General features: G+C 64.9%; 11 protein-coding genes. 3 read left to right on the top strand and 8 right to left on the bottom strand.

Annotated features, from left to right (window positions below):
- Window positions 1–33: 33 nt before the first annotated feature.
- Window positions 34–981 carry a LysR substrate-binding domain-containing protein gene (locus HV823_RS13415; RefSeq protein ID WP_176950226.1) on the top strand — a complete coding sequence of 316 codons (948 nt, stop codon included), beginning with the start codon at window positions 34–36 and terminating at the stop codon, window positions 979–981.
- On the opposite strand, the gene HV823_RS13410 is transcribed toward HV823_RS13415, so the two are convergent.
- The 3 genes from HV823_RS13410 to HV823_RS13400 form a co-directional block, all read right to left on the bottom strand.
- Window positions 968–1,303: a PilZ domain-containing protein gene (locus HV823_RS13410; RefSeq protein WP_246301325.1), complete on the bottom strand. Its 336-nt coding sequence runs from the start codon at window positions 1,301–1,303 to the stop codon at window positions 968–970. The genes HV823_RS13415 and HV823_RS13410 overlap by 14 nt on opposite strands.
- A gap of 110 nt (window positions 1,304–1,413) precedes the next feature.
- Window positions 1,414–2,772: a putative bifunctional diguanylate cyclase/phosphodiesterase gene (locus HV823_RS13405; protein WP_176950225.1), complete on the bottom strand. Its 1,359-nt coding sequence runs from the start codon at window positions 2,770–2,772 to the stop codon at window positions 1,414–1,416.
- Between the two features lie 127 nt (window positions 2,773–2,899).
- Window positions 2,900–4,630: a response regulator gene (locus tag HV823_RS13400; protein WP_176950224.1), complete on the bottom strand. Its 1,731-nt coding sequence runs from the start codon at window positions 4,628–4,630 to the stop codon at window positions 2,900–2,902.
- Between the two features lie 193 nt (window positions 4,631–4,823).
- On the opposite strand from HV823_RS13400, the gene mutL reads away from it, so the two are divergent.
- Window positions 4,824–6,767, top strand: a complete 1,944-nt coding sequence (mutL, locus tag HV823_RS13395) for a DNA mismatch repair endonuclease MutL (protein WP_425487660.1) — start codon at window positions 4,824–4,826, stop codon at window positions 6,765–6,767.
- 157 nt (window positions 6,768–6,924) lie between these two features.
- Complete coding sequence (locus tag HV823_RS13390) at window positions 6,925–7,152, top strand: DUF2093 domain-containing protein (RefSeq protein WP_176950222.1); 228 nt, start codon at window positions 6,925–6,927, stop codon at window positions 7,150–7,152.
- A 78-nt stretch (window positions 7,153–7,230) separates the two neighbouring features.
- Here HV823_RS13390 and lpxK read toward each other — a convergent pair whose 3' ends face one another.
- The 5 genes from lpxK to HV823_RS13365 all read right to left on the bottom strand — a co-directional run bounded on the left by lpxK (window position 7,231) and on the right by HV823_RS13365 (window position 11,670).
- Window positions 7,231–8,271: a tetraacyldisaccharide 4'-kinase gene (lpxK, locus tag HV823_RS13385; protein WP_176950221.1), complete on the bottom strand. Its 1,041-nt coding sequence runs from the start codon at window positions 8,269–8,271 to the stop codon at window positions 7,231–7,233.
- 119 nt (window positions 8,272–8,390) lie between these two features.
- Window positions 8,391–9,128 carry an HAD family hydrolase gene (locus HV823_RS13380; protein ID WP_176950220.1) on the bottom strand — a complete coding sequence of 246 codons (738 nt, stop codon included), beginning with the start codon at window positions 9,126–9,128 and terminating at the stop codon, window positions 8,391–8,393.
- A 14-nt stretch (window positions 9,129–9,142) separates the two neighbouring features.
- Complete coding sequence (gene waaA, locus HV823_RS13375; protein WP_176950219.1) at window positions 9,143–10,453, bottom strand: lipid IV(A) 3-deoxy-D-manno-octulosonic acid transferase; 1,311 nt, start codon at window positions 10,451–10,453, stop codon at window positions 9,143–9,145.
- Between the two features lie 103 nt (window positions 10,454–10,556).
- Entirely contained in the window at window positions 10,557–10,793 is a 237-nt protein-coding gene (locus HV823_RS13370) for a DUF4170 domain-containing protein (RefSeq protein WP_176950218.1), read from the bottom strand.
- Window positions 10,794–10,851: 58 nt separating this feature from the next.
- Entirely contained in the window at window positions 10,852–11,670 is an 819-nt protein-coding gene (locus tag HV823_RS13365; protein WP_176950217.1) for a 3'(2'),5'-bisphosphate nucleotidase CysQ, read from the bottom strand.
- Window positions 11,671–11,692 lie beyond the last annotated feature (22 nt).

Genomic DNA, 11,692 nt, shown 5'->3' with positions numbered 1-11,692 from the left:
GGAAAAAACTTGGGGCTGATATAAGGTGGATTTATGGAAACGCTACGCCGCCTGTTGCCGTCGGCCGCCAGCCTGATCGTCTTCGAGGCAGCCGGGCGGCATCAGAACTTCACCCGGGCGGCAAAGGAGCTCGGCATGACCCAGGCTGCCGTCTCCTATGCGATCAGGGGACTTGAGGAGCAACTGGGCGTCCCGCTCTTCCATCGGGTGCATCGCGCCGTTGTTCTGACCGATGCCGGCGAGCGCTTTCACACGGAGGTTTGCGTCGGCCTGTCGCGCATCCAGAAGTCGGCCGAGGATATCCGCGCGAAAGAACGCGAGGTGAACGTCACGCTTGCCGCCTCCACCGCCTTTGCCTCGATGTGGATGCTGCCGCGGCTGGCAAAACTTCGCGAAGACCTGCCGGAGATCGACCTGCGCATCCAGACGAGCGTGCGCGACCTCGATCTCGAGGAGGAGACGATCCCGCTCGGCATCCGCGGCGGCGATCCGGCAGCCTGGCCCGGCTACCATGCAGCACTGCTCGCACCGGAAGTGATCAATGCGGTCGCCAGCACCGCCTTCATCGATGCGCATGGCATGCCGACGACACCGCAGGAACTGCTGCGCCGCCCGCTGATCCATCTCGAGGAACCGGTGCGGCAGGCCTGCGACTGGCCCGAATGGTTCGCAAGCGCGGGCCTGCGCTATCCGCAGCAGTCGCGGCGGCTTGCGATCAACGACTATGTTCTGGTGATCCAGGCCGTGCTTGCCGGCGAAGGCATCGCGCTCGGATGGCAGCACCTGATCTCGCGGCAGATCGAATCCGGGGCGCTGGTGCCGGTCGGCGGACATGTGCTGGAGACCGGCCTTGCCTTCTACGTCGTGTGGCCCCGGTCACGGGAACTGAACAGCCAGGCGCGGCGCGTCCGCGACTGGCTGCTGGAGGAAGGCGGCAGGGATCGCTCGCAGATGGAGCGAGAAATCGTCAGCGGCGCATGACGGGCTTCACTTCTTCATGGAAGAAGCGGAAATACGACGAGATCTGCGCGAGCGAATTGGTATTCAGCTTGTATTGCAAGCCGAGGCGGCCGTTATTGTACCAGCGCACTGTTGCCGTCAGGCGACCCAGTTCCTCGCTCTCGATCGTGACGATCTGGCCGGGAAGGATCTTGATCGGCTTTTCGATATCAAGCGCCATGCCGGAGGCCGAAAGATCGACCACGCGCGCGCGGCTGGTTTCATGCATCACCTTCACCGTGGCGAAGATGCGAACTCTGGAACGGTCACTGGCTCGGACCGGCATGTCCTTGATCTGCAGCATCATTGTTCCCCGTTTTGTAATCGGATGACGCTACGTTAGCTGCTACTGATTTATTTCCGCCTAAACCGCTTGGTAAACGCGCGGTATAAGCTTTGGCCGGCGCCTTGCGATCAGGCGATCGCTACCTCGGGTTCGACACGCAAATAGCGTTCGGAAAGAAAGCGCATGGTCGTGACGGCATCGGCCGGCTTGCCGTAGAAGTAGCCCTGCCCCATTCCGCAGCCGAGCGCCTTCAGCTTCAGCGCCTCGGAGAAATCCTCGATGCCTTCGGCCACGACCTCGAGATCGAGACCGTCGCACATTGCAACGATCGCCTTGATGATGTGCTCGGACACGCGGTCGTCGGAAATGCGCGAGACGAAGGCGCGGTCGATCTTCACTTTGTCGAACGTGAAGTCGCGCAGGCGCCCGAGGCTCGACTGGCCCGTGCCGAAATCGTCGAGCGAGATGCGCACGCCCGCACCGCGCAGTTCGGCAATGATCTTCTGCGCCGTTTCGGCATCCGTCATGACGGCTGTTTCGGTGATCTCGAGTTCCAGGCGGCGTGGATCGAGCCCGACGCGGTTGAGGATGGCAAGCGTCGTCAGGCTCGTCTTCGGATCCATCAACTGGGCGGAAGACAGATTGAATGACAGAAACAGTTCCTTCGGCCAGGAAAGTGCGGCTTCCGCCGCCTTGCGCAGAAGCGTTTCCGAAAGCGCGTCGATGAAGCCGCGCTCCTCGGCCAGCGGCACGAAGACGGCCGGCGAGACATAGCCCAGATCCGCGTCGCACCAGCGCGCCAGCGCCTCGAAGCCGACGATCATGTCGTCCTTCAGCCGGACGATCGGCTGGAAGTGCACATCGACCTCGTTGGCGATGATCGCATTGCGCAGCGCCTGCTCCAGGTGCGTGGCGCGCTTCATCTCCTGGGCGATTTCCTGCGAATAGACGGTGATCTGCCCGCGGCCGCGGCGCTTCGAGCGATAGAGGGCGGTATCGGCGCTCTTGAGCAGGTCGGCGAACTCCTCGCCGGCAAAGGGATAGATGGCGAAGCCGAACGACGCCGAAAGGCGCACGTTGCGATCGCCCAGGTCGAAAGGCGCTGAGAGGACCTCGCGCAGCATCTGCCCCATCTTTTCCGCGCCGTTGCGCTCGAAAACGAGGGGAAACAGGAAAGCGAACTCGTCGCCTCCGTGGCGGGTGACCATTGCGCCGTCGGGAATGCAGGCCTTCAGTCGATAGGCGACCTGGCAAAGGATCTCGTCGCCCGCCTCGGGGCCGAAGAGATCGTTGATCGGCTTGAAGCCGTCGAGATTGGCGATCGCGATCGTGAAGGGTGCGGGATCATCAGCCCGCTCGGCGGCCACCTGATGGACCTTGTCACGCAACCGGTAGGTGTTGCCGAGACCGGTCAGGGCATCGGTATAAGCCATGGCATGCAGGTCGCTCTGGGAAACGTCCGCCGCCGCATACTTGCCCGATTTCATCTATGCACTTCCTGATACTGTGACAGGTCTCGGAGAATGGGGCAGGACAATTAAGAAACAGATAGCGACCGCCTTGATTCTCAATCGATTTTGACCCGAAATATCGGGGGTTGACAGTAACCGTGCCTCAGGCTGCGACCGAACCTGCCCGACCCGGCACGAACTTGCGGTAGATCTGCTCGATCATGTCGGGACTGACCGGCTTGGTGATGTAATCGTCCATTCCCGCATCGAGGCATTTCTGCATGTCTACGTTGAGCGCCTGCGCGGTGACAGCGACGATCGGCGTATAGGTGCCGAGGGCTCTCTCCGCCTCGCGGATCTCGACTGCGGCGTCGATACCGCACTTGAGCGGCATGGAAATGTCCATCAGGATCAGACGCGGCATGTGCTTGCGCCAAAGGGCCACCGCCTCCTCGCCGTTTTCGGCGATACGGTGCGAGACGCCCATGCCTTCCAGGATCTGCGAAAACACGAACTGGTTGATCTGGTTGTCTTCGGCAACCAGCACCTCGATATCGCCCTGTGTAGACGGCGACAGGCCTTCGACGTCGGTCGTGATGTGCCAGTCGTCGAACAGGGCAGAAGGCGGCATGTCGCGCACATGCGGCTCGCCCCCCTCCGACGCCGCCACCTGATGCTCGAATAGGGCCGCGAAGAAATCGGCACTGATGCATTCGGTTGCAAGCCGCTGGACGGGCAGGCCGCAGGCCGCAACCTCGTCGTGGCCGTCGAATGCGTCGTCGAGCAGCACGAGGTCGATCGGCACTTTGCACGCCGCCGCCGTCTCGACGAATGCGCGGAACTCGCCAAGCGACTGTATCCCGCAACTGTCGGCACCACGCGCCTGCAAATCCGCGACCATCAGCCCTTCGGCCCGGCTCTCGGAGGTGACGACGAGGATGCGCTTGCCAGCGAGTTCGCCTTCTCCCTCCGCATCGCAGTGGCGCAGAAGAGCGCGCTTTTCGGCTTCCACAACGGGATCGACGCAATTTTGCGCGGGGATGAAGTGCGTATCCGCGCGGAGGCTGAAGGGGGGCGACGTCGCCGATCCCGCCGGCTCGACGAGGTCGGTGAGATCGTCCATGACCGTCACGACGAAGTATTTCTCCGGCGTCCCGATCCGATACTTGCGCGTACTGACGTAGAGCGGGCTGCCATCGGCGCGCACGATGCGCTCCTCGACACGGGCGGAAATGCCCGTCTTCAACACCTGCAGGTCGAATTCCTCCACCCGGGCAGCAGTCTGCGCGTCGACAAGATCCCAGATCGTCCTGCCAAGGATGGCACCCGCCTCGAGGCCCGGGATGGCGCGATAGGCCTTGTTCACGGCCACGTAGACAAGGTTCGCATCCTTGATGATCAGCGGGCTCGGAAGGGCTTCGAGAACCTCTTCCGTCAGGGCGATCCGATTGGTATCGGCGCGCCACTGTTCTTCCTGCCGCTTCTGGTCGGAGACATCCCAGAGCGTCGAGATGTTCCAGCCGTTCGGCAGGCGTCTTTTGCGAAACCGGATCCAGCGGTCCTTGCCCAGGCGCTCGATCATCTCATGATGCTCGCGCCAATGGGCGGATATCCGCTCTGATATCCATTCCTCGCGATTGACCTTGCGGTGGCGCCGCTCGGAGCCCATGCCATAGCGTAGCCCGGCGTCGTATACGGCGCCGAGAATGTCGCGCAGGCGGGTTCCCGGCACGAGCAGTCCGGCATCGACGGGCAGGAAGCGAAGGACCTGGCGGCTGGCGAAAACGAGGCAGTCGTTCCGGTCATAGACGAACGCCCCCAAATCGAGAAGATCGCAAGCCGCATCAAAAATGTCCGACTGGATCTTTGTGTCGACGGACGTGCCATCGTTCATTTTTTTGCAGACCCCGCCGCCTCACCACCAGTGCATGAATCATGCTGATTCCGGCAGGAGTGCCTTCGGACGCGAAGAGATCAGCGGTCAGCCACGCTGAAACGTCCGCCGGGTCGCCCCGGCAAGCTTGTGATCATACAAGCGGAACACGACGTTGGCAGCTTTTTATTAAAGTCGAATTAAACGATAAACGATGTTTGCATCCTCACATCCCGCGAAGAGGTGGAGAAGCGCCCCGAAAAGCGCCGCCGCCCTTTCCTTGCAGCGGCGAATCCGGGAAAATGCCGGTATGACGATCCATCAACTGTCCGAAACGCTTATCAACCAGATCGCTGCGGGCGAGGTCATCGAACGGCCGGCGAGCGCCGCCAAGGAACTGATCGAGAATGCGATCGACGCCGGCGCCAGCCGGATCGAGATCGCGACGGCCGGCGGCGGCAAGACGCTGCTGCGGGTGACCGACAACGGCATCGGGATGTCGCCGGACGATCTGGCGCTTGCGGTCAAGCGGCATTGCACCTCGAAGATCAGCGACAGCCTGGACGACGTGCGCACCCTCGGCTTCCGCGGCGAAGCCCTTCCCTCGATCGGCTCGGTCGCGCGGCTGACGATCCAGAGCCGCACCAACGACGCCCCCGAAGGCTCGCAGATTTCGGTGCTCGGCGGCCGGCTCGAGCCGGTGCGCCCGACGCCAGCCAATCGCGGGACGGTCGTCGAGGTTCGGGACCTGTTCTTCGCAACGCCGGCCCGGCTGAAATTCATGAAGAGCGAGAAGGCGGAAGCAGCCGCGATCACCGAGGTCGTGCGGCGGATGGCGATCGCGTTTCCCGCGATCCGCTTCGTGCTGTCCGGCCCGGACCGCTCGACGCTGGAACTCGCCGCCACCGGCGACGACAGGCTCGCCCGTATCGCCCAGGTGCTGGGCAAGGACTTTCGCGACAACGCGATTGAGATCGATGCGGAGCGCGAGGGCGTGCGGTTGACCGGCTTTGCCGGCGTGCCGACCTTCAACCGCGGCAACAGCCTGCAGCAGTTCGCCTTCGTCAACGGCCGGCCCGTGCAGGACAAGCTGATCTGGTCGGCGCTGCGCGGCGCCTATGCCGAGACCATTCCGAGCGGCCGCTACCCCGTCGCCGTGCTGGAAATCGCAATCGACCCGGAACTCGTCGACGTCAACGTGCATCCGGCAAAGTCGGACGTGCGCTTTCGCGATCCGGGCCTCGTTCGCGGCCTGATCGTCGGCGCGATCCGCCAGGCGCTGGCGCGCGACGGTGACCGGGCGGCGACGACGGGTGCTGCCGGACTGATGCGGGCTTTCCGGCCGGAACCTTTCCGGCCCGCGGCTGCGAGCGCCACTGCCAGCTGGACCGCCGCCGCCTCACCCTACCGCCCGCTCGACACGCAGCCGGCAGGGAGCGGCTTTGCCGAAATGCGGCAGGCGGGCTTCGACATCGGCATCGAGCCTTCCGCGCGGGCCGAACCGATCGTGACCGCGGTGGGCACCGAGCCGGTGCCGGCCCAGATACAGTCCCAAGCACTGGCACAGGCTGTGGAGCGCTATCCGCTCGGCGCCGCGCGTGCGCAGCTGCACGCGAACTATATCGTCGCCCAGACCGAGGACGGCCTGGTCATCGTCGACCAGCACGCGGCGCACGAGCGCCTCGTCTTCGAGACGATGCGCAATGCCCTGCATTCGCGGCCGGTCGCGGCCCAGACCCTGCTGATCCCCGAGATCGTCGACCTGCCGGAGGACGACTGCGACCGCCTGATCGCCCAGGCCGACAATCTGGCAAGGCTGGGGCTCGGCATCGAGCGCTTCGGTCCCGGTGCCATCGCAGTGCGCGAGACGCCGGCGATGCTCGGCGAAATGGATGCGGCCGGCCTGGTGCGCCAGCTCGCCGACGAGCTGGCGGAATGGGACACGGCGAGCGGGCTGGCAAACAGGCTCGAATACCTGGCGGCGACGATGGCCTGCCACGGTTCGGTGCGTTCCGGACGGCGCATGCGGCCGGAGGAGATGAACGCGCTGCTTCGGCAGATGGAGGCCACGCCGGGCTCGGGCCAGTGCAACCATGGCCGGCCGACCTATATCGAACTCAAGCTCGCCGATATCGAGCGACTGTTCGGGCGAAGCTGAAAATGCTGGAAATTGCGCCTGCGTCGCGATATGGCACACGAATGGTCGCCGCCTTCCCGGCAGGGCTGCGGCCGCATGGCCGCCGTGGCGGAAGATGAACGGATCGCGACGCCCCTTTCCAGCCGCCCGGCGCCGTCGCCAACAGGAGACGCGGACGATGAACCGACTTGAAGGAAACGGAAGCCGCGAGGCGAAGATCCGCTACCTGGATGCCGACTTCCAGATCCTGATGCCCGGCTCCTACGTTCTCTGTGCGGTCACCGGCGAGCAGATCCCGCTCGACGAACTGCGCTACTGGAGCGTGGCACGTCAGGAGGCCTATGTGGATGCCGCCGCGTCCCTGAAGGCAGAGCTGCAGGCCGGTAACTTTTCCACCAGAGGCTGATAAGCAGCCCCCCTCGATCCAAGACGCTCCCATCGAGTTGACGACGTCTCCGGCACCGCCGCGTCAGACGGGCTAGCGTCAGGCGGGCTTTTTCTCCTGCAGCCTGCGTTTGCGCGCAGACGCCAGTGCGGCGTCGATGATCTTGTCCGGCGCCCTCGGATCGTCGAAACGGATTTCGACCTCGATCACCCGGCTCCGTTCCTTCAGTTCGGCCGCGCGCCCATGCTCGCCGGCAAGACGGGCGCTGTCCTTCGCCGTCGTCACGATCGCATAGTCGTGCGCCTCGGCATGGTCGAGGAGTTCCTCCATCTCGTCTTCACTCAGATGATGATGGTCGGCGAAGCTGCGGGTGGCATAGAGGGTGGCGCCCGTCCCCTCGACGGTTCGGAAGAATTTCTCGTTGTCGGCAAGCCCCGACCAGGCCATCACTGCCTTGCCGGCAAGGTCGGAGACGTCGAGCGTTGCGAGGCGTGCGGTGTTCACCGCCTTGCCGCGCCGGGCAGCCTGCCGGATCAGGGCGTCGGCCGCATTGCCGTCGCCAATCACCAGCAGCGATGAGGCCTGGTGCATCTGTTCGGCGAGCGGTGCGCGCACGGGGCCGCTCGGCACCAGATAGCCGTTGCCGATGCCGCGCCGGGAATCGACGACCAGCAGCGCATAGTCGAAGACGAGCCGGGCGCTCTGGAAGCCGTCATCCATGATGATCAGGTCGACACCCTCCTCCACCAGCCTCCGGGCACCGCCGATGCGCCGCCGCGAGATGACCGTCAGGGCTTCCTTCGCCAGAAGCAGCGGCTCGTCGCCGACATCACGGGCGCGGTGCTTGCCGGGATCCACCACGGTGATGACGTCGAGCGAGCCGCCATAGCCGCGGCTCAGGAAACCGGGGCGCAGGCCGCGGGCTTTTGCGGCGCGGGCAAGCGCGATGGAGGTTGGTGTCTTGCCGGCGCCGCCGACCGTGAAATTGCCGACGCAAATGATCGGAACCGGCACTGTCGCCCGGCGCGCGCGCCGCATCCGAGCGCCGGCGACCAGACCGTAGAGCCTCGAGACCGGCCACAGCGCATAGGCGCGCCAGTCCGGCTTCGTCCACCAGAAAGGTGGCGCTTCAGAAACCATGCCGTCCCCCGATCCGCTCCGCCTTTCGGCGGCACACCCCCGACATCAAAGACCCGCATATCCCCATGCAGGTCTGGCCGCCGACAAGAATGCCCGGAAATCGAAGCAATGCAATGGCTTCAGGCCGCAGCACGGCGCGGCGCTCCGCCATCGGGGAGAAGTGTCGGCAGTTCGGTTATGTCATTGAGGCAATAGTCGGACGCTGCCGAAAGCGACTGCCGCGAACCGGTTCCGGTCAGCACCGCCACCGTCAGGCCTGCGCCGGCGGTCCGCCCCATGTGCAGGTCGTGATTGTTGTCGCCGACGACGGCGATCTCGTGCGGATCGAGGCCGGTCGCGGCACAGAAGCCAAGCACCATGCCCGGCTCGGGCTTGACGCCATAGCCGCTGTCATAGCCGGCGACATAGTCGAGATATTGCTCGAAGCCGAAGCGGCTGGCTGTCTGGCGGATCGACTGCTCGTTGTCGCTGGAGGCAACGCCGAGCCGGTATCCCTTGGCATGGAGGGCTGCGAAGAAGCCGGCGAGATCGGTCACGGCAACGGCCATGGACGCCGACTGGGCGAACAGGCCGTCGAACAGGACAGAGAGCTCGGAGACCGCAATCGGAGAACCTGCGGCCACCATGCCTTCGGCGATCTCGACCGTGTTGCCCGCCGCCAGAAGCGTATCGGGTGCGACATGACCGGTGTCCGGATCCATTCCGCCGGCCACGAGCAGGCGACGCGCCAGCTCCTCGTCGCCCATTGCGGCGATGCGGGCAAGCTCGTAGTTCACCGGCACCCAGCTCTTGGCATAGTCGAGCAGCGTTCCGTCCTTGTCGAACAGGATGCCGGAAATGGCGTTTGCCTTCGTCATGGTGCTGCCGTCCGTCACGTTTCGCGCGGATGCAGCCGCGCCTTCACCGTCAGGGGATTGAGGTAGGGTTCCAGGCCGCGAAGCGTGTCGACGAGTGCGCCGCGCATCTCGTGAACCGTATCCTGGCCGGCGTCGATCATGCGGCGGCGCATCTCGTCATGGGCGAGAAGATAACCAACGCCCTTTGCCAGCATCTCCACGTCGCGCACCATCTTGGCGCCCCCGCTCTTGGCAAGGCTCTGATAGCTGTCTCGAAAATTCTGGACGTTCGGTCCGGACAGGACCGCACAGCCGAGCATGGCCGGCTCGATCGGGTTCTGCCCGCCCTCGCCGAGCAGCGAGCGCCCGACGAAGGCGATCTCGGTCATGCGCAGGTAAAGTCCCATCTCGCCGATCGTGTCCCCCAGGAAGATGTCGGTGTCTGCGGTCAGCGGATCATTGCGCGTCCGGCGCGCGACCTTCAGTCCCTTGGCGACAAGCGCTGCCTCGATGACGTCACCGCGTTCGGGATGGCGCGGCACCACGATCGTCAGGAGGCCGGTGCGCTCCTTGAGCATCCGGTGGACGGCGCCGGCTGCGATCTCCTCTCCCTCGAAGGTGGAGATGGCGGCCCAGGTCTTGCGGTCACCGAGCTGGCCGAGATAGCCGGCCAGCGTGGCCGGATCGTAGGGCGGCGCGTCGGTCTCGACCTTGAGATTTCCGGTCACCAGCACCGGCAGGGCGCCGAGCGTACGGAAACGTTCGGCATCGACATCGGACTGGGCAACGACCAGCGAGAACTTCTCGAACAGGGCATCTGCGATCGCCGGGCGCTTCTTCCAGCGCGCGAACGAACGGTCGGACATGCGGCCGTTGACCAGCACCTGGGCGATTTGGCGCGCGCCGAGCTCGATGATCGTCATCGGCCAGATCTCGGATTCGGCCATGACCGCCAGGTCCGGCCGCCAATAATCGAGGAACCGGCTGATCGTCGGCTTCAGGTCGAGAGGAACATATTGGTGGATCACCGTGTCGCCGAGGCGATCGCGGGCAACGCGGGCCGAGGTCACGGTTCCGGTCGTCAGGATCACATTGATGCCGCGCCTGCGGACCTCCCGGATCAGCGGCGACACCGCGTTGGTTTCGCCGACGCTCGCCGCATGGAACCAGACCAGCGGACCGGCAGGCCTCTCGACGCTGGCGTGGCCGAAACGCTCGCGCCGACGGCCGCGCTCTTCCTTGCCCTTCGCCGCGCGGATGGCGAGATAGGGCCGCATGACCGGGTAAAGCCCGAATCCGACCCAGCGATAGGCCGAAAGGGCCACGCGCGCCAGAGCACTGCTCATCGGCGCCACCTGGCAGCAACGGTCCGTCTAGACGACTTCATGAAGGGGATCCGGTCATCGTTTTGCCCGCGGCGTCCGGCGACGCCGATGGGCGAAATGGGCTTCAGGCTTCTTCGGGATCGAGCAGCCGGTGCATGTGTACGATGAAGTAGCGCATATGGGCGTTGTCCACGGTCTGCTGCGCCTTGCCCTTCCAGGCCGCGAGCGCGCTCGCATAGTCGGGGTAGATGCCGACAATGTCGAGCTTGTCGAGGTCGCGGAACTGGACGTCCTTGAGGGTCGTCAGCTCGCCGCCGAATACAAGATGCAGGCGCTGCCTGTCGTCGCCGGTTTCAGTCATCTTCGTCTCTCAATAGTGATATTTTTCACACAGGGTTTGCGGCATCCGCGACTAAAGGTCAATGGCCGGAAAGGCCAGTCGACGAGCTTATCAACCTTCCGAGCCAGCCGCTCCCGGCGGCACACAGGATGCCGTGGCGAACGTCCGGGCGATTGTAGACCAGCGGCTGGCCGTCCAGCGTCACGAGGCCGCCGCCGGCATTGGCCAGGATGAGGTCCGCCGCGGCCAGGTCCCAGTCGTGGGAGTTGGTCTTGACCAGCGTCCCATCGATGCGGCCATCGGCCGCCATTGCGATGCGATAGGCGAGCGAGGGCACATGCGGCATGCGCTGGACGTCGCCGAGATGAGCCCGGTCGAGCCGCGAAAGCATATCCTCGGCGGCAGCAAGCCTGAAGACCTGCGCGTCCTGCGGGCTTGCCACGCTGATCTCGGTACCGTTCTTCAGCGCCGGACCGCCGGCAAAGGACGCATAGACCTCGCCGAGCGCAGGCGCGACGAGGACGCCGGCTACCGGGCGTCCGCGGTGAACCACCGCCGCGCTGACACACCAGACATCCTTGCCGGCGATGAACGAGCGCGTGCCGTCGATCGGGTCGATGACAAACAGGGTCTCGCAGGACAGGCGCGCGGGATCGTCGTCGGTTTCCTCCGACAGCCAGCCGTAACTGGGGCGGGCGGTCAGCAGCATCGCCTTCAGCGTGTCGTTGGCGGCGAGGTCGGCCGCACTGACGGGCGAACGGCCCTCGTTCTTCCACCACACATCCGGCTCGCGGCCGAAGAACTCCATCGCCCTGGCGCCGGCCGCATGCGCGGCGCGCTCCAGGAGGCGCAGGTCCTCCTCCCAGTGCGATTGCTCTCTTTCGGCGGCCACGTCCATCTGTCGGTTCCTTGCAGCGGAG

This window comes from Mycoplana rhizolycopersici (genome assembly GCF_013378445.1).
Classification (GTDB): Bacteria; Pseudomonadota; Alphaproteobacteria; order Rhizobiales; family Rhizobiaceae; genus Mycoplana; species Mycoplana rhizolycopersici.
Note: the sequence above shows the minus strand (reverse complement) of the source record. Positions and strands in the feature narration are given on the sequence as shown.